This window comes from Brevibacillus sp. SAFN-007a (genome assembly GCF_051967035.1).
Classification (GTDB): domain Bacteria; phylum Bacillota; class Bacilli; order Brevibacillales; family Brevibacillaceae; genus Brevibacillus.
In genome coordinates this window covers 42571-62586 of record NZ_JBQCKK010000003.1, presented here as the reverse complement: position 1 = coordinate 62586, position 20016 = coordinate 42571, and the positions used below count along the sequence as shown (strand labels likewise).

The window sequence follows — 20016 nt, the reverse complement described above, 5'->3', positions numbered from 1 at the left end:
GGACATGAGGCGGAAGAACTGAAATACTGTAGGATGGGGAAAGCTAGTCGGGAGGCCATTCACATATTCTCCACAAGAGATTCTAAAATTATGTGGCTTATTTCATCAAATGTGATATACTAATTACAAATCGAACGACAATGAGAAAAGTCACGATCATTGGATATACATTTTGGGAAGGAGATCGTTCACACATGGAAACCAATACGGTTCACAAGCTTGCTGACATTCTGGGAGCTGCACAGGTATACCGCAACCTGTCTGTAGCGGGACTCGTTGAAATGGCAGTCAAGCGTGGCGAAGGGATTTTGACCGATAAGGGGGCGCTCAATGCGCTGACAGGCAAGTTCACGGGCCGTTCGCCAAAGGACAAATTTGTGGTGGACGAAGCTTCTGTACACGATAAGATCAACTGGGGTCCGGTTAACCAGCCGATGTCTCCGGAGAAGTTCCAGGCACTCCAGCAGGATGTGCTGCACTATCTGCAAGGCAAAAGCGAGCTGTTTGTGTTTGATGGTTTTGCTGGCGCGGACACAACCTATCGTCTGCCGATCCGAGTCGTAACCGAATACGCATGGCACAGCCTGTTTGCCCGTCAGCTGTTTATTCGTCCTTCTGCGGAAGAACTGGCGGCACACGAGGCTGAGTTTACCGTGCTGTACGCACCTGGCTTCAAGGCAAACCCGGCTGTTCACGGAACCAACTCCGAGACCTTCATCGTTCTGAGCTTCGAACAAAAGACCGTCTTGATCGGTGGCACCGAGTATGCGGGCGAGATGAAAAAGTCGATTTTCAGCGTCATGAACATGCTGCTGCCTGAGCGCAACGTTCTGCCGATGCACTGCTCGGCCAACGTGGGCAAAGACGGGGATGTCGCGCTGTTCTTTGGTTTGTCCGGTACAGGCAAAACCACGCTGTCCGCTGATCCGAACCGTTTTTTGATCGGGGACGACGAGCACGGGTGGTCTGACCATGGCGTATTCAACATCGAGGGCGGATGCTACGCAAAATGCGTCAAGCTGTCCCAAGAGGGCGAGCCGCAAATTTGGAACGCGATTCAGTTCGGTACCGTACTGGAAAACGTAGATGTCGATCCGGATACCCGTGTCGCCGACTACGACAGCACGAAGTACACGGAAAATACCCGTGCTGCTTATCCGGTAGATGCCATCTCCGGCGCGGTGATTCCGGGCGTGGGCGGACAGCCGAACGTCATCATTTTCCTGACAGCCGATTCGTTCGGCGTGCTGCCGCCTATCTCCAAGCTGAACAAGGAACAAGCCATGTACCACTTCCTGTCCGGCTACACCAGCAAAATGGCGGGGACTGAGCGCGGCGTGACCACCCCGCAAACCGAGTTTTCCACATGCTTCGGCTCTCCATTCCTGCCGTTGCATCCGGTCGTGTATGCGGAAATGCTGGGCAAAAAGATTGATGAGCGCGATGTTCAGGTATACCTCGTGAACACAGGCTGGACGGGTGGTCCTGTGGGTGTTGGACAGCGCATGAAGCTCTCCTACACCCGTGCGATGGTAACCGCGGCGCTGAACGGCGATCTGGAAAAAGTAGCGTACGTAGAAGACGCAACATTTGGCGTACAAGTGCCGACCACTTGCCCGAACGTACCGGCAGAAGTGCTTCAGCCGCGCAACACATGGGCAAACAAGGAAGAGTACGACAAGCAAGCTGCCGAGCTGGCTACGCGCTTCATCGAGAACTTCCAGAAGAAGTTCCCGGACGCAACCGACATTGCCAAAGCAGGTCCAAAAGCGTAAGCAGCGGCTAACGATAGGCAGAAGAAAACGGCTGGACCATAGCGTCTGGCCGTTTTGTTTTATCCGGAAGGGAGAAACCGGGCAGGAAGCGGTTGCCACAGCTTTTCCATTTGACTCGCGGAAAACGGTCAGGTAAGCTTCCATAGGTAGGCTGTGTAGGAGAGCGGCGGCACGTGTGTTTTTTCGGCGACGGGAATGCGAAAACGGGCGAAACGTTGCTGGAAAATGCCCAGGCATGTATTGGGAAATGTTGCACGGGATAAAATGCTTACGTAGCCGATGGATTGGGAAAGGTTTTTGGAAGCAAAAACGGACTTTCTAAATATAATGATATAAAAAATACAGATATGTTTCATTCCTTGATTTATAATTATTCTTATTATAAGATAGTTATTGAGAATGGATTGAGAATTACCAACTCACTTTTGTGTATGGAGGGAACTCAGATGACAGCAGTACCGCATTTGCAAATAAAAAACCTTCGCGCCAAGATCGAGGACAAAGAGATCCTCAAAGGTCTGAATCTGGAAATCAAGGGCGGCGAAGTGCACGCGATCATGGGACCGAATGGTACCGGTAAATCGACATTGGCGTCTACGCTGATGGGTCACCCGAAATACGAGGTAACCGATGGCGAAGTGCTGATCAACGGCGACGATCTGTTGGAAATGGAAGTAGACGAGCGCGCACGCGCAGGTCTGTTCCTGGCGATGCAGTACCCATCTGAAATTAGCGGCGTAACCAACTCCGACTTCCTGCGTTCCGCGATCAACGCGCGCCGTGGCGAAGGCAACGAAATCTCCCTGATGAAATTCATCCGCGAGATGGACAAAAAGATGAAGACGCTGGAAATGGACGATTCTTTTGCGCACCGTTATCTGAACGAAGGCTTCTCCGGCGGGGAGAAAAAGCGCAACGAGATTTTGCAGATGATGCTCCTGGAGCCAAGCATCTGTATCCTGGATGAGATCGACTCCGGTCTCGATATCGACGCGCTGAAAATCGTAGCCAACGGTGTGAACGAAATGCGTTCCGCTGAACGCGGCTTCCTGATTATCACGCACTACCAGCGTTTGCTGAACTATGTGAAGCCTGACTTCGTACACGTCATGATGCAGGGTCGTATTGTGAAGTCCGGTGGTCCTGAACTGGCTGAACGCCTGGAGGCAGAAGGCTACGACTGGATCAAGGAAGAGCTCGGCATCGAGGACGAGACCATTAACGCCAACGTGTAGGAAGAAGGAGGCAGCAGTGAAATGAGTGTGGATGTACAGCTCCGCTTCGGTTCCGAAGCGATCACCGAGTACTCCAAAGCTAATCAGGAGCCTGCCTGGTTCCTGGAAAAGCGCCTCGCTGGACTGAAGGCGGCGGGAGAGCTTCCGCTTCCCGCTTTGGAGAAAACGAAGATTGATAAATGGAATACAACCGGGTTCGACCCGTTTCAACCCGCAGCCAAGATCGCGTCTGCCCATGAGCTGAGCGAACTGGTAAAAGGGCAAATCGACGTGGACAGCGTGAAAAACCTGGTGGTGCAAAAGAATGCTTCCGCCGTTTTTCATGCCGTGACCGATGAGTTGAAGGCACAAGGCGTCATTTTTACTCCGCTGGCTGACGCGCTGCAAAACCACGGCGAGCTTGTCCAAAAGTACATGTATCAAGTAGTGGCGCCAGACGAGCACAAGCTGAGTGCGCTGCATGCCGCAGTGGTGAACGGCGGCGTTTTCCTCTACATTCCGAAAAACGTCGAAGTGGAAGTACCGCTTCAAGTCGTATATGAAGTCGCTGGCGACCATGCTCTCCTTTGCCCGCATGTGCTGATCGTGGCAGAAGCGAACAGCAAAGTGACCTACGTGGATACATACGTATCTGGCGAAGGCAAAAACATGGTAGCCAACAGCATTGTGGAAGTATTCGTAGGAGCAGGCGCATCGGTGCAGGTTGCTTCTGTGCGCTCCTTGTCCGCAGATGTTCACGACTACAGCTTCCGCCGTGCGACGGTTGACCGCGATGGCAAAATGGAATGGATTTTGGGCGAAATGAACGACGGCAACACCGTTGCCAACAACACCACCATTCTCAAGGGAACAGGCTCGAACGCTTCGACCAAGTCCATTTCAATAGGGACAGGTTCCCAGCGTCAAAACCTGACTTCCCAGGTTCAGCATATCGGCACTCACTCCGAGTCGGATATGGTGAGCAAGGCCGTTATGACAGGGGAAGCCGTCAGCATTTTGAACGGGATCACCAAAATCGAAAAAGGCGCTGAAAAAGCAAACGGTGTGCAGGCGGAAAACATCCTGATGCTGAGTGAGAAAGCTCGCGGCGACGCCAACCCGATCCTCTTGATCGACGAGGATGACGTTAAAGCGGGGCATGCTGCTTCGGTCGGACGCTTCAGCGAAGAGTCCATCTACTACCTGATGTCGCGTGGAATCTCCCGTCAGGACGCAGAACGTCTGATTATTCTCGGCTTCCTCGATCCGGTTGTATCCGAAATTCCGGTGGAAGAAGTGAGAAACAAACTCCGTCAGGCGCTTGAAAGGAAGTTAGGCTAATGAACGCCAAGGAGCTTCGGAAATATTTTCCCATCCTTCACCAGGAGGTAAACGGCCACCCGCTCGTTTATCTGGACAATGGAGCAACCTCTCAAAAGCCGATTCCGGTCATGGAGGCGATGGATAAATACTACAGGGAGTTCAACTCCAACGTGCACCGCGGCGTGCACACCTTGGGCAACCGAGCGACTGACGGCTACGAGGGCGCGCGCGAGAAGGTCCGCGCCTTCATCAACGCCCGTGAAGCAGCGGAAATCGTGTTCACGCGCGGCACGACTTCCGCAATCAACACGATTGCCTACGGCTACGCTCGATTGGTCCTGAAGCCTGGCGATGAGATTGTCACCACGCTGGTAGAGCACCATGCCAATTTCATTCCGTGGCAGCAGGCGGCCAAGGCAACCGGAGCGACCTTCAAGTTCATTCCGCTGGCAGAGGACGGTACCATCACGCTGGATGCGGTGAAAGAAACCGTGACGGACAATACCAAGATCGTGGCGATTCACCATATTTCCAACGTACTTGGGGATACTACTCCGATCAAGGAAATTGCCCAGATCGCGCATCAGCACGGCGCTCTCCTGTTTGTGGACGGGGCCCAGGGCGCTCCGCACAAAAAAATCGACGTCCAGGATTTGGATTGCGATTTTTACGCGTTTTCTGCCCACAAAATGGCCGGACCGACAGGCATCGGCGTCCTGTACGGCAAGCGCGAGGTGCTGGAGCAGGTCGAGCCGATGGAATTTGGCGGCGAGATGATCGACTACGTGGATAAGTACGATTCGACGTGGAAGGAGCTGCCGTGGAAATTCGAAGGCGGCACGCCGATCATCGCAGGCGCGATCGGACTCGGGGCAGCGATTGACTTTTTGGAGGAAATCGGTCTGGAAAACATCGAGCGCCATGAAAAGCAGCTGGTGAAATACGCCTTGGAGCAAATGCGCGAGATCGACGGTCTGACGATTTACGGCCCGCAACAGGACCGCAGCAGTTTAATTACATTCAATCTGGATACGGTACATCCGCATGATCTGGCGACTGTGCTGGACAGCTACGGAATCGCCATTCGGGCGGGTCATCACTGCGCGCAGCCGCTGATGCGCTGGCTGAACGTGACGGCTACCGCTCGGGCAAGCTTCTACCTGTACAACACAGAAGAAGAAGTAGATGTGCTGATAGCGGGATTGAAGAAGACGAAGGAGTATTTCGGCAATGTCTTCTCTTGATGATTTATACCGCCGCGTCATTATGGATCACTACCAGAAGCCGCGCAATCGCGGCAAGCTGGAAGAATCCGACGGACTCATTGTGAATCTGAATAACCCGACTTGTGGCGACAGCATCTCGCTCTCCTTGAAAGTGGAGGAGGGCAAGGTGGTGGACGCGAAGTTTCTCGGTGAAGGCTGTTCGATCAGCATGTCATCCGCTTCGATGATGACGGATGCGGTCAAGGGCTTGTCAGTGGACAAAGCACTTGAGCTGGCGCACAAGTTTTCCGATATGATGCAGGGCAAAGCGATCGACGATTCCATGGATCTGGGTGACATCGAAGCTTTGTCTGGCGTAGCCAAGTTCCCGGCGCGCATCAAGTGCGCGACGCTGGCCTGGAAGGCGCTGGAGCAAGGCATCAAGCAGGCGGAGCAGAAATAACAGCCAGGTATGGACATGAACGAAGAAGGAGTGAGCAACAATGGCGAAAAAAGCCCCTGAGATACAGGATTACCAGTACGGCTTTCACGACAAGGACGTCTCTGTCTTCCGGACGAAAAAGGGTCTGACTCGCGAAATCGTCGAGGAAATTTCCAAGATCAAGGATGAGCCGGCATGGATGCTGGAATTCCGCTTGAAAGCCCTGGACATTTTCAACAGCATGCCAATGCCGAAATGGGGCGGCGACCTGGACCACCTCGATTTCGACAGCATCACGTACTACGTAAAGCCTTCGGAAAAGCAAGGCCGCAGTTGGGACGAGGTGCCGGAAGAAATCAAGGCAACCTTTGACAAGCTGGGAATTCCGGAAGCGGAGCAGAAGTTCCTCGCCGGTGTATCCGCCCAATACGAATCTGAGGTCGTGTACCACAACATGCAGGAAGACCTGGAAAAACTGGGCGTCTTGTTCTGCGATATGGATTCGGCCGTGAAGCTGTACCCGGACATCGTAAAAGAATACTTTGCAACGGTCATCCCGCCAACCGATAACAAGTTTGCGGCGCTGAACTCGGCTGTATGGTCCGGTGGTTCCTTCATTTACGTGCCAAAAGGCGTAAAAGTGGAAACGCCGCTGCAAGCCTACTTCCGGATCAACTCGGAGAACATGGGGCAGTTCGAGCGCACGCTGATTATCGCGGACGAGGATTCGTTCGTGCACTATGTAGAGGGCTGTACAGCACCGATTTACAGCACGGACTCCCTGCACTCCGCGGTGGTAGAAATCATCGTGAAAGAGCGCGCACGCTGCCGCTACACCACGATCCAAAACTGGTCCAACAACGTATACAACCTGGTAACCAAACGCGCGGTGGCTTACGCAGATGCGAACATGGAATGGATCGACGGCAACATCGGCTCCAAGCTGACCATGAAATACCCTGCGGTCATCATGAAAGGCCCTCGCGCCAAAGGAACCGTTTTGTCTATTGCGGTAGCAGGCAAAGGCCAGCACCAGGACGCAGGCGCGAAAATGATTCACCTGGCGCCGGATTGCACCTCCACGATTATTTCCAAATCGATCTCCCGCGACGGCGGAAAAGTAACCTATCGCGGTCTGGCTCAATTTGGACGCAAATCGGAAGGCTCCAAGTCGAACATCAAGTGCGACACGCTGATTCTGGATAAACTGTCCACGTCCGACACGATCCCGTACAACGAGATCATGAACGACAACATCACGCTGGAGCACGAAGCGACTGTTTCCAAAGTGTCCGAGGATCAGCTCTTCTACCTGATGAGCCGCGGTCTGTCCGAAGCCGAAGCGACAGAAATGATCGTCATGGGCTTCATCGAGCCATTCACGAAGGAATTGCCGATGGAGTATGCGGTGGAGATGAACAGATTGATTAAGTTCGAGATGGAAGGCAGCATCGGTTAACCCTTGCGCCTCAAGGGTTTCTGGGCTTACAAAATGGGCTTGCCCATAATTTGCCCATATATATTTAGTTTTGGACGTATCGCTCATATAACGCGAGCGCATCGTCTTCAATCTTCTTGGTAACATGCAGATACGTGTCCGCAGTGACTTTCACGCTTGCGTGCCTTAGTCGCTCGGACACGTATTTTATATTGGGCGCCAGCTTCGAGGAGATGTACTGCGCGGGTATGCCTGAGAGCGTGAGGGGATAGAACGGGGAGATCGGCTCGCTTACAAATATATGAGCAAGAATTAGTACCTCCTAACTTCGGCCTAAACAGGCAAATGCGGCGGTCTACAGATGTCATGAAAGGGAGGGCGTGTGTTGTGGCTGTGAAAACCACGGATCTTATAACTTTGCTTGAGCTACTTCCGGAACAGGGCAAACAGTCGGCCTATGATTATCTGCTTTTTTATCAACCGGCTGCGGACGGCAGATATTGCCCGAGCCATGCGAAGTGCAAAAGCGTCTCTTCAAGTTGAGGGGTTGGATGTATCGGATCAAGAAGCAGTGCTTGTACAAGGAACGAGACGATCTAGATAACTGGCTGTTTTATCTTGAACAGCTTTCCCTTCACCAGACTGGCCAAATTGCCAAACGCTTGGGAATTTCTCACACTATAAAAAGCAAAGAAAAACCGAGCTAGAGCGAGAGCGTGATTTTTACTCCGAATGGCCGGTTTGTCCATGACTGGTGGACAAATGACTGTAATTGATGGCGGCTCCCCAAAAATGGTTTATTTAAAATGATGATGTATTTTTAGATGCTCCAAAAATGTTGGCAACCAACAAAGATTTCCAATATTATGATTCACATTGAACGCCCATTTCTTCAAGAACATATCTAAACCAGACTTCCACTTTGAATAATTCTCTTTGATCGTGCTAATAAAAATTTCGTTACCTCCTATAACAGCAAAATCATCGTGTGCAACCAGAATGCCCCAGGAGCCATTAGGAGAATAAATAGCATTCTCAAAAAGTATTGGGGGGGTTGTCCTACTATACTCATCATAGGTAACATCTATTTTTAATTTCCAATGGTTCTCGTCAAAAAAAGTATGGATTGACCTCCCTTCAACTTCAGAAATATAGAAATATTCGTCTCCGACGAATCGTGCAGCACATGTAACAGCGCGCAGTAATTCCTCGTCTAAATAAGGGCTTGGAATCGTGCAAACTAATAATCTGTGTGGGATTTCATCACTAAATATCTGACTTAACGGATCATTGCTATTAAACACTTTGTTATACATGATTTTAAGATGAGATTTATCAGTAATTGATGTGATTTGAGTAATATTCATGTATTCACTCCTTGGATAATAACCTATCTTAAAATGTGTTAGTGGCAATTAAAAAATGTAGTGTTTGGCAAATAATTGTTGCCAAAAACACTTAAAATGTTTCTGTTGGTACAAATTTAAGTTTTCTCAGATGTAAAATACTATTAAACGATAGTGTTGGCACTCCTGAGGTAGACCAGCTACGATACGTGATAATTACTCCATCATCATTTTCACCTGTAACGGCACCATTGGATCTTTCCATAATCGTGTCTTCAATTTTTTATACTAATCTCCTAGTAATATACTCGTTTTACATTTTCATACTACCTATAAATTTAACAAAATTCAATCTATTTTAATTGATCCTAGCAAAAGTAGTTTCTGGGTTCACGAAAGTGGCACAGCAGATCGAGCAGCTTTCCGAAATTTCACGTAAGGATAATTTGGTTGTGGAGGAATACCGACAACGCATCGATACGCTCTCCGGTCTAGTGAACGAATACAAAGCTGCCGGTGAAGAAAATCAGCACCTTAAAGCTAGTATCTTCAACTGAGTAATTTAAACTTGGTTCACTATAAAAAAATATAGGTTTGTTTTGTAATGATTTTTGCAAATACAATTCCAAACAAAGAGTTACAAGGAAAGGTGCGATCATGATGTCGTTTAATCGCGTCCAGTCTTGGATCATTACGCTTTGTTTCGTGGTAATAGCGTGTAGCTCAGCTTATCTAGCAATCCGAATAGATAAGATCATTGAACGTTTGGCAACTATTGCTGAATTTATTAGTATTTCAGGAGGTAGCTAAATGAAGGGAGCAGCCACATCTCTCGCAAACATGCCTGTTTGAGGTGGACACGGCTTGAACAAGACCAGCGCTCGGCTTGTCCATTTCTTTGGAGCAGTGGTAAAATAAATAAGTACGGTTGAACGTGATATCGCCAATCCGATACGAACAACAAGCATGCTTGCTAGGACAGGCATGCTTTTTTGGGGCGATCATCAGTAAAGCAGGCATTTCAACAGAAAGGCAACGGAGACAGACAGCGGAGGCCCGGGCCAAAAGACTGGCGAAGCCAAGTTTTCCTCTGGTGAACCGCACATTTTTTTCTTGTGGAAGCGGGGATATACATATGCTAGTAACAGGGCAGCTGATTCATCACTGCGACCGTTTTTTCGGGAGCCGGGGAGAGCTGTATCAGCTTGAAGCGGCGGATGTGCTGATTGGCGTCTATCCGCCGTCGCGCAGGCGGGGCTGGTGGACATACGTGACGCTGGAGCTTCACAAAACGGGAGCGAGCGAATGTATGCTGTATTCGTACCGCTTTCAAAAGGAAATGATTGCGCACCTTGCAACGATTGCCTCGCAGGTGATTCGTCGCTGGGACAAAGAGCGGACGCGCGTGCAGGCAGGAGATGTGTTTCCGCTTGCCGACGTGATCGTGGAGGGCTCTGTGCTGAATCACGCGGTTCTTACTCCCGCCTTTTTTGAGGAAGTCGGCTTTGATTATTATACAAATGGTACGGATGTCATCCGGTTCATGATGCTGCATGCCATTGCGGAATCGGAAGCCCGGTATGTCGAGCGGTTTGGACTGGAGGCATTGCAGGAGCGGTTTGCGGACTCCGGCGTAGATTCCTTGCATGTACGGCGTACCCCTGCCATCTGAGAAGGGAGCGAGCGGGATGAAAGAGATTCGGTTGAGAGTGACCGTAGTGGTTTGGCACGAAGGCAAAATTCTGGTGATTCGGGAAAAGAGCAAGAAGGGGATTGTTTACAGCTTGCCGGGCGGGAATGTAGAGTATTTGGAAGCGATCCCGGAAGCGACGAGAAGAGAAGTGTGGGAAGAGACGGGATTGCTCGTCGAAATGGAGCGTCTGCTGTGGGTCGATGACCGGATTGACCAGGAAGGCGACGGAAAGCACACCGTGGGGATTGCCGTGCTGGCCAAACTGGTGGGCGAGGAGACGACGCCCATCCCTGGTGGGCTGGAGGACGAGGAGATCGACTGGGCGGGCTGGATGACGCTGGAGGAGTGGCGGGCGCTGCCGCAGTACCATAGCGCACGGCCCGACCAGGTATGGCAAGCATTGAGCGACCCGGTTTATCGTCCGGGGTATATGGGAAACATGCTGGATCAGCCCCATTGAACGAAAAAATAGAGACAGGAAGCACCGTCCTGCCACAGCGCGGACGGTGCTTTTGTGTGGGGTGCCTCGACAGATTTGCGTTTCTTTCGACGGGAGGATTTTCCCTATTTCCGCAACCTTTTTCCCGTTCTTACGTATGAAAAATAGAGGTATTTTTGGAAAGGGGTGACAGGTAGATGAACGTGCTCGAAACCGTCTACATGGTCTGTCTGGTGATTGGCCTGATGTATACCGTCTTCTCGCTCTTATTCGGCGATACGGTCTCGGAGTGGCTCGGTCAGCTTCACTTGCCGCTGTTTCAACCGATCACGTTCGTAAGCGGCCTCACTGCTTTTGGCGGAGCCGGGTATATTTTGTCCGGATTTCCTTCCTTGTCTGCTTGGATGGTGTTTGCCTTTGCGGTGGTCATTGGGGCAGGGCTTGCTGTCTTGGCACACTTCCTCTGGGTCAGGCCGATGAGCCGCGTGGAAAACTCGACGGGCTATTCCATGGCCCAACTGGGCGGAAAGCTTGGCGAGGTAGGGACGACGATTCCGGCAGAGGGCTTGGGCGAAGTGTTCTTGCCTATGATTAGCGGGACGACCTATCACATGGCAGCCAGCCTGGAAGGAAAGACCATCCCGCAAGGAACCCGTGTCGTGGTGGTCGAAGTGCGCGATCATGTCCTGTACGTCATCCCTTTCTCTATGGACTCATAACAAAGGAGTGGAGCGAACATGTTTGAACCGGGCATTTTGACAACGGTCGGGGTCGTCGTCGCCGTCTTTCTCGTGTTAGGTATCGCGTTTTGGGCGCGGTACAAAACGGTGGGCGCCGATGAAGCCATGATCGTGACGGGAAGCTACCTGGGAACGAAAAACGTGCTGAGCGATGAATCCGGCCGCAAAATGAAGATCGTCCGCGGGGGCGGTGCCTTTATTCTCCCGATTTTTCAACAAGCGAATTTTTTGAGTCTTCGTTCGCATAAGCTCGATGTGTCCACGCCGGAGGTTTACACCGAGCAGGGCGTACCCGTCATGGCGGACGGCGTGGCGATTATCAAGGTAGGCGGTTCCATTGAGGATATTGCCACCGCAGCCGAGCAGTTCATGGGCAAAACAGACGAAGCGCTCCGTGCAGAGGCGCAGGAGGTACTGGAAGGCTACCTGCGCGCGATTCTCGGCAGCATGACGGTAGAAGAAATTTACAAAAACCGCGAGCGCTTTGCCCAGGAGGTGCAGTCAGTCGCGGCGAAGGACCTGAAAAAAATGGGACTGTCCGTCGTCAGCTTCACCATCAAGGATGTTCGCGACAAAAACGGCTACCTGGCGGCGTTGGGGATTCCGCAGATCGCGGCCGTGAAGCGGGACGCGACGATTTCCCAGGCCGACGCAGACAAGGAAGCGCGGATCAGACAGGCCCAGGCGGAGGAAGAAGCGCGCAAGGCCGAGCTGTTGAAGGAAACGAACATTGCCGAAGCGGAAAAAGAAAAAGAATTGAAGGTGGCCGCCTTCAAGCAGGAGCAGGACAAAGCGCGTGCCAGTGCGGACCAAGCCTACAAGCTGCAGGAGGCTGTCGCCAAGCAGCAGGTAACGGAAGAGGAAATGAAGATCGATCTCGTGCGCAAGCAAAAAGAGATCGAGCTGGAGGAAAAAGAAATTTTGCGCCGCGAGCGGCAATATGACGCGGAAGTGAAGAAAAAAGCCGATGCGGACCGCTACTCGGTGGAGCAGGCGGCAGAAGCGGAAAAGGCGAAAAAGCTGAAAGAAGCGGATGCGCTCAAGTACCGGATCGAGGCAGAGGCAAAAGCGATGGCGGAACAGAAGCGACTTGAAGGTCTGGCGATCGCGGAAGCCGAAAAGGCGCGAGGAACCGCCGAAGCGGAAGTTACGCGGCTCAAGCTGGAAGCCGAAGCAGAAGGGAAGGAAAAGCTGGCGGAAGCATTCGAAAAGTTCGGTCATGCGGCCGTCCTGGACATTATCGCCAAAATGCTGCCTGAGCTGGCGGCCAAAATTGCCGAGCCGATGAAAGCGATCGACAAGGTCACCATCGTGGATGCGGGCGGCGGTCAGGGAGACGGCGTCAACCGGCTGAGCGGCAACGTCACCAAGCTGATGGCCCAACTGCCGGAGATGCTGAAAGACGTCTCCGGTCTGGACATGAACAAAATGATTAGCGATTTCATGCAAAAGGGCGGCTCTGCCCCGGCCAATCCTGCTGCTACCCCTGGTCAGCCCGCTGCTCCATCCGTCTCTAACCTGCTGGCGGGAAAAGCCGCCGAAGACAAGGCCCAAGCAGCCAAACCGACAGATCATCAAGCATAGAAACCAAGTCAAGACCACTCAAAACGCATCGCAAAAATCCCCCTTCGCTTGCAAGGGGGATTGCTGTTTTTAATCGGCCCCGTCCACCTGCTTCAAGTGGCCGGAGTGCTTCATCAGCTCGCTGACGGTCACGAAGCGGTAGCCGCGTTTTTGCAGCTCGGGTAAAATCTGCTCCAGCGCCTGTACAGTCTGCTTCCGATTTCCGCCGTAGTCATGGAAGAGAACGATGTCGCCATTGCGAGCGTTGCCCAGCACCTTGTCGACGATTTTTTTGACGCCGGGGTCTGTCCAATCGCGCGTATCCTGGTGCCACGACCACATGACAATCAAAAAGCCGGCCTGCTTCGCCGTACGAACGACAGACTCGCTGTAGTATCCGCCCGGCGGACGGAACAGCGCAGGTCTGACCCCGGTTGCGGCGAAAATCGTCTCCTGCGTTTTCTCTACCTCGTCGCGCAGTCGTTCGGGAGTAAGCTTGCGTATGTCAGGATGGTTAAAGGTGTGATTCGCGATCTCATGCTGATCCTGGGCGAGGGAGCGAACCACCTCCGGGTATTGGTTCACCCGCGAGCCGACTACGAAAAACGTCGATTTTGCCCCGTACTTTTTCAACAGGGCAGCGATCTGCGGGGTATACGCTGGATCGGGTCCGTCGTCAAAGGTGAGGGCAATGACTTTGCTGTTTGTCGGCACCTCCCAGACGATTTCTCCGCGCGTCTCGTAGTATTCGCGATTTTTTTCGCGCAGGGCGAAAGCGGTCTGGCTATAGGACGAGACGAGCAATACGGCACAGGTGAGCAGCAAAAAACGCAGATGTTTTTTCATCGGTGGCACCTCTTCTCGCATCTATCTCCCGTTACTATGCGCCAACCGCTCGGGATTATTCAATCAGTCCTTGTGGAAAAGACACTTGTGCTTTTTAGGTGGATACATTAAGCTAGTAACAGACTTCCCGAAAAAAGAATGGACAGCAGACAGATGGAGGAGTGGAGAATGAAGGTAGCAAAATTTGGCGGCACTTCCCTGGCGAATGCCGAGCAAATAAGAAAAGTAGGCAGCATCGTGTTGGCTGATCGCGAACGGCGGATTATCGTCGTGTCGGCACCTGGCAAAAGGCAGAAGGACGATACGAAAGTAACCGACCTGTTGATCCGCTACGCCACCCGTTTTTTGCAGGACGGACAGGCGGAGGCGGAAAAGCAGGCTGTTTTTGAGCGCTATCGGGAGATCGTGGCGGAGCTGGGATTGGGAGAGGAAGCCGGACAGCAACTGGAAAGCGAGCTTGAGGCGGTGCTGACCAATCAGCAGGGGCTGTCGGCCGAACGGTTTATGGATGCGGTCAAGGCAGCGGGAGAAGATACATGCGCGAAGATCGTGGCGCACTATTTGCGGAGCCTGGGCGAGGAGGCCAGCTATGTGAATCCGAAAGACGCGGGAATGCTGGTGACCGATGAAGCGGGCAACGCGCACGTCTTGCCGGAGGCGTATGAGAAGCTTGCCTCGCTGCGGGACAGGAAGGGAATTACGGTCTTTCCGGGCTTTTTTGGCTATACCGCGAGCGGCGAGCTGGTGACGTTCTCGCGTGGCGGCTCGGATATTACCGGCTCGATTCTGGCAGCGGCAGTAACAGCGGATGTGTACGAAAACTTCACGGATGTCGATTCGGTGTATGTCGTCAATCCCACCCTGATTGAGAATCCGCGAAAAATCAAAGAAATCACCTACCGCGAGATGCGGGAGCTGTCTTATTCAGGCTTCAGCGTTTTTCACGAGGAAGCGCTGATTCCGGCGTACCGGGCGGACATCCCTGTCTGCATCAAAAATACGAACAATCCGACCGCGCCCGGAACGATGATCGTCGCTGAGCGGTCCTGCACGGCAAACCGGGTGTCGGGGATTGCCAGCGACAGCGGTTTTTGCAGCATCTACGTTAGCAAGTATTTGATGAACCGCGAGATCGGCTTTGGCCGCAAGCTTTTGCAAGTGATCGAGGAGGAGGGAATTGCTTACGAGCATACCCCGTCGGGCATCGACAACATTTCCGTGATCCTGCGCGAGAAAGACCTCACGGAAGACAAGGAAAAGCGGATCATCGCGCGCATTTTCCGCGAGCTGGGGGCCGATGATGTCAGCGTGCAGCGCGGCCTCGCGCTCGTCATGATTGTCGGAGAAGGCATGCGTCAATCGGTCGGCACAATGGCGAGAGCGGCGACTGCCCTTGCTGCGGCGCAAATCAACCTGGAGATGATTAACCAGGGATCGTCTGAGGTCAGCATGATGTTTGGCGTCAAGGCAGCAGAAGCGGATCGCGCCGTCATCGCGCTGTATCAGGCGTTCTTTGGAGACGAGGAAGAATCGGCCGACATGGTTTCGCCCGCTACCCATGCGTCCGTTAATGCGTCCGTGAGCATGTAGTCGCGCGGGAGGAATTCGCAGTCCTGCCATTGATAGACCCGCCAATCCGGAGCATTCGCGGCCAGGCCGACAATCCAGTAGGACAGCGATGGGTAGTGCCAGCCCGCCGCATCCCGCACGGAAGGGATGGGAGCGGTGTGCGGATGGGTGTGCAGGACGCCCAGCCATTGCAGTTGGCGCTTGCGGATGTTGCCAATTGCCTGGAAAAACGCAGGGCCGTCCCAGGAAAAGACGTGCTTGTCCGGGGAGAGCGGCATGGAAATGAAATCGGTAATCACTGCCCCTCTGCCAACGAGCAGGGCCGAATATTCATAGGGAAACGCCTCTTGTGCAGCATACAGGAGGCGTTTCGCTACTTTTCGCTCCAGACATATTTTGTTATCCTTAGACGCAAAGGGTTCACCTAACCAGTCCGTTGATTGCATGAGGAATTGTCCTCCTTCTGCTTATTCCATTCAAATCCGGAGGTTTTTTGTGCCATGAGTACGATCCATGTGGGAGTCTGTGGGTGGGGCGATCACGACACATTGTACGGCCAGGGTGTACGGAGCCGTGACAAGCTGGCCGTCTACGCCAGCCACTTTCCGATTGTGGAGGTGGACAGCTCCTTCTATGCCATTTTACCACAGCGCAATTACGAGTCGTGGGTCCGGGATACGCCGGACCGCTTTGGCTTTATCGTGAAGCCGCATCAAGCGATGACCGGCCATCAGCGAGGGGATGCCCCGGTCAGCCGCCGCGAGCTGTTCCGGCAGTTTGAGGAAAGCATCCAGCCGCTGGTGGAGGCGGGAAAGCTGAAGGCGCTCTTGTTTCAGTTCCCGCCCTGGTTCGATTGTACGCGCGAGCACGTCCAGTATGTGCAAGCATGCCGGCAGGCGCTGGCGGCTTATCCGTTTGCCGTGGAGTTTCGCCACCAGAGCTGGTTTGAAGCGCGTTTTGCGGAGCGCACACTGGACTTTTTGCGCCAGATCCATGCGGTGCATGTGCTGTGCGACGAGCCGCAGGTGGGAAAAGGCTCGGTTCCGATTGTGACAGCCGTCACGCATCCTGCCCTGGCGATTGTCCGGTTCCACGGGCGCAACAAAGCGGGGTGGCGCGATCCGGGCGAAGGCCAAAACTGGCGCGACGTGCGCTACCTGTACCGCTACAGCGAGCAGGAGCTGACAGAGTGGGTCGCCCATATTCGCCAGATCGAGCAGGAAGCGGATGAAGTCTGCATTTTGTTTAACAATAATTCGGGAGGCGATGCGGCAGCGAATGCCAAGCAGTTTTCAGACATGCTCGGACTGGAGCCTGGCGGTTTGAATCCTCGCCAGATGGAGTTGTTCTAAAAGGAAGAAAGAAGGGTAGCCATGCTTGCAGCTATCGCTGTGTTGTTTTTGCTGATTGGGGTAATCGCTGGCGTGATCGGCAGTATTGCCGGGCTTGGCGGCGGCATCTTTTTTGTGCCGGCGCTGATGTTTTTCGCCAACGCGTACGAGCCGAATTCCATGTCTCCGCAGGTGGCCGCTGCCACTTCCCTGCTGGTGATTGCGGTGACAGCCTTGTCGTCGTCCATCTCGTACCTGAAACAAAAAAAGGTCGACAGGCAGAGTGCCCTGCTTTTCTTTATCGGCAGCGCACCGGGTGCTATCGTGGGTGTCTATCTTAATACATTACTAGAAACAGAAGATTTTACGCTGCTGTTTGGCCTGTTTCAGCTGGGCATGTTCGGGGTCCTGATGGTCAAGGACAAACTCCGGCCGCGCCAGATCGACTGGGAAGTGAAGCGGAAGTTTGTCGACAACGAAGGCATCGAATATGCGTATGGATATAGCAGGTGGAGCGTGATTACGATTGCTTTTTTTGTCGGGATTACGTCCTCGCTGTTCGGTGTGGGCGGCGGCGTGCTGATGGTTCCTGCCATGATGCTGCTGTATCGGTTTCCTCCGCATATCGCCACAGCTACCTCTATGCTGGTCATTTTTTTATCGGCGGTGGTCGGCTCGGTGACCAACATGCTTCATGACCATATCAACTGGCTGTACGCCGCTATGCTTGCTCCGGGCGCGTGGGCGGGCGGAAAGCTGGGAGCCATCGCGGCAAACAAGCTGAAAGGGCGCACGATTGTCCTGTTTTTGCGCCTGTTGATTTTGGCGATTGCCGTACAAATGATCATAAAAGCGGTGATCGGATAAGGATGAGAAACAAAGGGAGGGGAAAGTCGTGGCGGACACCTGTACCTTGCATGTGCTGCACACCAACGATTTGCACAGCCATTTCGAAAAAATGCCGCAGATTGCGACTTGCCTGAAAACAAGCCGGGAGCAGTGGGAGAGTCGGCAGGAGCATGTGCTGACGATTGACATCGGCGATCATATGGACAGGATGGACGCCCGGTCGGAAGCGAGCTTCGGCAAAACGAATGTCCGCGTTCTGAACCGATGCGGCTATCAGTACGCGACGATCGGCAACAACGAGGGCATCACGCTGCCGAAAAGCAAGCTCGATGCGATGTACGAGCAAGCCGACTTCACCGTCATCGTCGGAAACCTGCTGGACCAAGCGACGATGGCCCCTCCGGCATGGGCGGTCCCCTACGCCATTCATACGTTTGGAGAGCTGCGCATCGCTTTGCTCGGGATGACGATTCCTTTTTCCACCTATCAGAACTTGGGTTGGGAGATTCGCGAGCCGCTGCCTGTTTTACGTGAGCAAGTTGCCGCCTTGCGTCCCTCTGTCGATATCGTCATCCTGCTGTCCCATCTCGGCTACCAGACGGATTGCCGCTTGGCGCAGGAGGTCGAAGGGATTGATCTGATCCTAGGGGGACATACCCATCATACGCTGCTGCATGGCGAGCGGGTAGGAAACACGCTGATCGCCCAGACTGGCCGCTTCGGCGAGCACGTCGGCCACATCCGGCTCATCTGGGACCGCGCTGCCAAGCGGGTTGCAGACGTGTCGGCAGAGCTGTTGGAAACCGACCGGTACGAACCGGATCAGTCGCTGGCCGCTTTTTTGCAACAGGAGCAGGAGCGGGCTCATGCGAGGCTGATTCGCCCGATCGCCCGGCTGGAGCGGGATTTGCGCGTCAACTGGGCGGAGGAGACTCCGTTCGGCTCTTTTCTGGCAGCCAGCATTCGCAAGTGGACGGGGGCCGAGGTGGGAATGGCCAACGGCGGACTGTTGCTGTCTGATCTGCACCGCGGCAGCCTGTCCTTTGCCCACCTGCTGAAAAGTGTGCCGCACCCGATCAATGTCTGCGCCGTGACGCTCACCGGCAGGCAGCTCGCCGCCGTGCTGGAGCAGGCGATCCAGCCGCAGATCGTGCATCGCGAGCTGCGCGGCTGCGGCTTTCGCGGCAAAATCGAGGGCTGGATGGCGGTAGACGGGCTGCACATCCGCTATGAGGATTCTCCGAAGCCGCACATTGTCGCCATAGAGGTGAACGGCCAGCCGTTGGCAGGGGAGCGGGAGTATCGAGTCGGAACGGTCGACATGTTCATGTACAACCGCCTGTTCCCCGATTTGCTGCAAGGCAAGGAGATCGAGTATTTTCATCCAGAAATGCTTCGCGAGGTGATCGCAAGCACGATTACCGACCCGTCGCTTGTGCAAAACGCTTTTTTGCCCCGGTGGGAAAAAGTGTCCCCGCCCGGTTCTGGGCATGCTATCAAATAGAGGCAGGGGGGATGAGCGATGAGGTTTATCGACGAAGTATACGAGTTGTACAAGGGACACTTCAACGGCGACGAGGAGGATATTACGGCAGTGGTTGTCGGGGTTTTGCACGAGCAGACACGCGAGGACCTTCTCGGGCTGGTGGAAGGAATGGACGAGGAAGAGCTGTTTCATATGCTGGCTACGTATATGATCGAAGTGATGAAGCGCAAAGTCGCAATGGAGGACGAAGCGTTTCCGGCCCTGCTCATGCAGTGAGTGCGCCGAGGTCGAGGGTACACACTTTCTGCTGCTGTGTCATAGGATGGTAACGCAAAGCAGGAGAGAAAAGGAGGGAGCGGGATGGTCGAAGTAGTGCCTATCCACTTTCCGGAAGGGACGGCGATCGCGGTCACCGTGCGGCTGCCCAAGACGACATTGCTTGCGGTGACGACAGACAAGGGCTACATTATGTGCGGGGCATTGGACGTGGGCTTGCTGAACGAACGGTTGGCCAGCCGCGAAATTATTGCGGGCAGAGCCGTAGGCGTCAAAACGATTGACGAACTGCTGGACGCGCCGCTGGAATCCGTGACGACGACAGCGGAGGCGCAGGGCATCAAAGCCGGCATGATCGGGCGGGAAGCTGTCGTCAAAATGCTGTAGAAGAAAAAGGAACACCTAGGGGATGAATAGCCAAGACGCCTTGTCGTCCAGACGAAGGTGTCTTTTTTTGTTGGGTGGCAGGCATCCCGGCGCA

The 20016-nt window shown here is 53.6% G+C and carries 20 protein-coding genes; 17 read left to right on the top strand and 3 right to left on the bottom strand.

Features of this window, described 5'->3' with window-relative positions:
- Positions 1–194 precede the first annotated feature (194 nt).
- The 6 genes from pckA (at position 195) to sufB (ending at position 7418) form a co-directional block, all read left to right on the top strand.
- Positions 195–1775, top strand: coding sequence for a phosphoenolpyruvate carboxykinase (ATP) (pckA, locus tag ACTHO6_RS05580; protein WP_440240241.1), 1581 nt, complete (start codon positions 195–197; stop codon positions 1773–1775).
- A 446-nt stretch (positions 1776–2221) separates the two neighbouring features.
- Positions 2222–3010 (top strand): Fe-S cluster assembly ATPase SufC, encoded by a 789-nt coding sequence (gene sufC / locus ACTHO6_RS05575; protein ID WP_440240239.1) that lies wholly within the window; start codon positions 2222–2224, stop codon positions 3008–3010.
- Positions 3011–3031: 21 nt separating this feature from the next.
- Positions 3032–4330, top strand: a complete 1299-nt coding sequence (gene sufD / locus ACTHO6_RS05570; RefSeq protein WP_440240237.1) for a Fe-S cluster assembly protein SufD — start codon at positions 3032–3034, stop codon at positions 4328–4330.
- Positions 4330–5556 (top strand): cysteine desulfurase, encoded by a 1227-nt coding sequence (locus ACTHO6_RS05565; RefSeq protein WP_440240235.1) that lies wholly within the window; start codon positions 4330–4332, stop codon positions 5554–5556. Before sufD ends, ACTHO6_RS05565 begins: the two co-directional genes overlap by 1 nt.
- Entirely contained in the window at positions 5543–5980 is a 438-nt protein-coding gene (sufU, locus tag ACTHO6_RS05560) for a Fe-S cluster assembly sulfur transfer protein SufU (RefSeq protein WP_440240233.1), read from the top strand. Before ACTHO6_RS05565 ends, sufU begins: the two co-directional genes overlap by 14 nt.
- 40 nt (positions 5981–6020) lie before the next feature.
- Positions 6021–7418 (top strand): Fe-S cluster assembly protein SufB, encoded by a 1398-nt coding sequence (gene sufB / locus ACTHO6_RS05555; RefSeq protein WP_440240231.1) that lies wholly within the window; start codon positions 6021–6023, stop codon positions 7416–7418.
- A 776-nt stretch (positions 7419–8194) separates the two neighbouring features.
- Here the strand turns inward: sufB and ACTHO6_RS05550 are convergent.
- On the bottom strand, positions 8195–8764 hold the full coding sequence (locus ACTHO6_RS05550; protein ID WP_440240229.1) for a hypothetical protein: 570 nt from the start codon (positions 8762–8764) through the stop codon (positions 8195–8197).
- A 377-nt stretch (positions 8765–9141) separates the two neighbouring features.
- Here ACTHO6_RS05550 and ACTHO6_RS05545 point away from each other — a divergent pair, with 377 nt between their 5' ends.
- The 5 genes from ACTHO6_RS05545 to ACTHO6_RS05525 all read left to right on the top strand — a co-directional run bounded on the left by ACTHO6_RS05545 (position 9142) and on the right by ACTHO6_RS05525 (position 13199).
- Positions 9142–9300 (top strand): hypothetical protein, encoded by a 159-nt coding sequence (locus ACTHO6_RS05545; protein ID WP_440240227.1) that lies wholly within the window; start codon positions 9142–9144, stop codon positions 9298–9300.
- A gap of 578 nt (positions 9301–9878) precedes the next feature.
- Positions 9879–10415: a suppressor of fused domain protein gene (locus ACTHO6_RS05540; protein WP_440240225.1), complete on the top strand. Its 537-nt coding sequence runs from the start codon at positions 9879–9881 to the stop codon at positions 10413–10415.
- A 16-nt stretch (positions 10416–10431) separates the two neighbouring features.
- Positions 10432–10896 (top strand): NUDIX domain-containing protein, encoded by a 465-nt coding sequence (locus ACTHO6_RS05535; protein WP_440240223.1) that lies wholly within the window; start codon positions 10432–10434, stop codon positions 10894–10896.
- A 176-nt stretch (positions 10897–11072) separates the two neighbouring features.
- Complete coding sequence (locus ACTHO6_RS05530) at positions 11073–11594, top strand: NfeD family protein (RefSeq protein ID WP_440240221.1); 522 nt, start codon at positions 11073–11075, stop codon at positions 11592–11594.
- 18 nt (positions 11595–11612) lie between these two features.
- A complete protein-coding gene (locus ACTHO6_RS05525; RefSeq protein WP_440240219.1) occupies positions 11613–13199 on the top strand; it encodes an SPFH domain-containing protein in 1587 nt (528 codons plus the stop codon).
- Between the two features lie 69 nt (positions 13200–13268).
- On the opposite strand, the gene ACTHO6_RS05520 is transcribed toward ACTHO6_RS05525, so the two are convergent.
- A complete protein-coding gene (locus ACTHO6_RS05520) occupies positions 13269–14024 on the bottom strand; it encodes a polysaccharide deacetylase family protein (protein WP_440240217.1) in 756 nt (251 codons plus the stop codon).
- A 168-nt stretch (positions 14025–14192) separates the two neighbouring features.
- Between ACTHO6_RS05520 and ACTHO6_RS05515 the strand changes: the two genes are divergently transcribed.
- Positions 14193–15614 (top strand): aspartate kinase, encoded by a 1422-nt coding sequence (locus ACTHO6_RS05515; protein ID WP_440240215.1) that lies wholly within the window; start codon positions 14193–14195, stop codon positions 15612–15614.
- On the opposite strand, the gene ACTHO6_RS05510 is transcribed toward ACTHO6_RS05515, so the two are convergent.
- Positions 15527–16039 carry a M67 family metallopeptidase gene (locus ACTHO6_RS05510; protein ID WP_440240213.1) on the bottom strand — a complete coding sequence of 171 codons (513 nt, stop codon included), beginning with the start codon at positions 16037–16039 and terminating at the stop codon, positions 15527–15529. The genes ACTHO6_RS05515 and ACTHO6_RS05510 overlap by 88 nt on opposite strands.
- A 54-nt stretch (positions 16040–16093) precedes the next feature.
- Here ACTHO6_RS05510 and ACTHO6_RS05505 point away from each other — a divergent pair, with 54 nt between their 5' ends.
- The 5 genes from ACTHO6_RS05505 to ACTHO6_RS05485 all read left to right on the top strand — a co-directional run bounded on the left by ACTHO6_RS05505 (position 16094) and on the right by ACTHO6_RS05485 (position 19922).
- Complete coding sequence (locus ACTHO6_RS05505; protein WP_440240211.1) at positions 16094–16945, top strand: DUF72 domain-containing protein; 852 nt, start codon at positions 16094–16096, stop codon at positions 16943–16945.
- Between the two features lie 21 nt (positions 16946–16966).
- The gene (locus ACTHO6_RS05500; protein ID WP_440240209.1) at positions 16967–17791 is read left to right on the top strand and encodes a sulfite exporter TauE/SafE family protein; all 825 of its coding nucleotides are present in this window, start codon (positions 16967–16969) and stop codon (positions 17789–17791) included.
- Positions 17792–17819: 28 nt separating this feature from the next.
- Entirely contained in the window at positions 17820–19277 is a 1458-nt protein-coding gene (locus ACTHO6_RS05495; RefSeq protein WP_440240207.1) for a bifunctional metallophosphatase/5'-nucleotidase, read from the top strand.
- An 18-nt stretch (positions 19278–19295) separates the two neighbouring features.
- Positions 19296–19535, top strand: a complete 240-nt coding sequence (locus ACTHO6_RS05490; protein ID WP_440240205.1) for a DUF6154 family protein — start codon at positions 19296–19298, stop codon at positions 19533–19535.
- A gap of 84 nt (positions 19536–19619) precedes the next feature.
- Positions 19620–19922 (top strand): YunC family protein, encoded by a 303-nt coding sequence (locus tag ACTHO6_RS05485; RefSeq protein ID WP_440240203.1) that lies wholly within the window; start codon positions 19620–19622, stop codon positions 19920–19922.
- The last annotated feature ends 94 nt before the right edge of the window (positions 19923–20016 follow it).

What these genes read in the sequence shown, in the direction of transcription:
- sufU (WP_440240233.1), top strand. Translation starts at nt 5,543, where the DNA reads ATGTCTTCTCTTGATGATTTATACCGCCGCGTCATTATGGATCACTAC.
- ACTHO6_RS05490 (WP_440240205.1), top strand. Translation starts at nt 19,296, where the DNA reads ATGAGGTTTATCGACGAAGTATACGAGTTGTACAAGGGACACTTCAAC.
- ACTHO6_RS05500 (WP_440240209.1), top strand. Translation starts at nt 16,967, where the DNA reads ATGCTTGCAGCTATCGCTGTGTTGTTTTTGCTGATTGGGGTAATCGCT.
- sufB (WP_440240231.1), top strand. Translation starts at nt 6,021, where the DNA reads ATGGCGAAAAAAGCCCCTGAGATACAGGATTACCAGTACGGCTTTCAC.
- ACTHO6_RS05505 (WP_440240211.1), top strand. Translation starts at nt 16,094, where the DNA reads ATGAGTACGATCCATGTGGGAGTCTGTGGGTGGGGCGATCACGACACA.
- ACTHO6_RS05530 (WP_440240221.1), top strand. Translation starts at nt 11,073, where the DNA reads ATGAACGTGCTCGAAACCGTCTACATGGTCTGTCTGGTGATTGGCCTG.
- ACTHO6_RS05565 (WP_440240235.1), top strand. Translation starts at nt 4,330, where the DNA reads ATGAACGCCAAGGAGCTTCGGAAATATTTTCCCATCCTTCACCAGGAG.
- ACTHO6_RS05515 (WP_440240215.1), top strand. Translation starts at nt 14,193, where the DNA reads ATGAAGGTAGCAAAATTTGGCGGCACTTCCCTGGCGAATGCCGAGCAA.
- ACTHO6_RS05550 (WP_440240229.1), bottom strand. Translation starts at nt 8,764, where the DNA reads ATGAATATTACTCAAATCACATCAATTACTGATAAATCTCATCTTAAA.
- sufC (WP_440240239.1), top strand. Translation starts at nt 2,222, where the DNA reads ATGACAGCAGTACCGCATTTGCAAATAAAAAACCTTCGCGCCAAGATC.
- sufD (WP_440240237.1), top strand. Translation starts at nt 3,032, where the DNA reads ATGAGTGTGGATGTACAGCTCCGCTTCGGTTCCGAAGCGATCACCGAG.
- ACTHO6_RS05520 (WP_440240217.1), bottom strand. Translation starts at nt 14,024, where the DNA reads ATGAAAAAACATCTGCGTTTTTTGCTGCTCACCTGTGCCGTATTGCTC.
- ACTHO6_RS05510 (WP_440240213.1), bottom strand. Translation starts at nt 16,039, where the DNA reads ATGCAATCAACGGACTGGTTAGGTGAACCCTTTGCGTCTAAGGATAAC.
- ACTHO6_RS05525 (WP_440240219.1), top strand. Translation starts at nt 11,613, where the DNA reads ATGTTTGAACCGGGCATTTTGACAACGGTCGGGGTCGTCGTCGCCGTC.
- pckA (WP_440240241.1), top strand. Translation starts at nt 195, where the DNA reads ATGGAAACCAATACGGTTCACAAGCTTGCTGACATTCTGGGAGCTGCA.
- ACTHO6_RS05535 (WP_440240223.1), top strand. Translation starts at nt 10,432, where the DNA reads ATGAAAGAGATTCGGTTGAGAGTGACCGTAGTGGTTTGGCACGAAGGC.
- ACTHO6_RS05485 (WP_440240203.1), top strand. Translation starts at nt 19,620, where the DNA reads ATGGTCGAAGTAGTGCCTATCCACTTTCCGGAAGGGACGGCGATCGCG.
- ACTHO6_RS05540 (WP_440240225.1), top strand. Translation starts at nt 9,879, where the DNA reads ATGCTAGTAACAGGGCAGCTGATTCATCACTGCGACCGTTTTTTCGGG.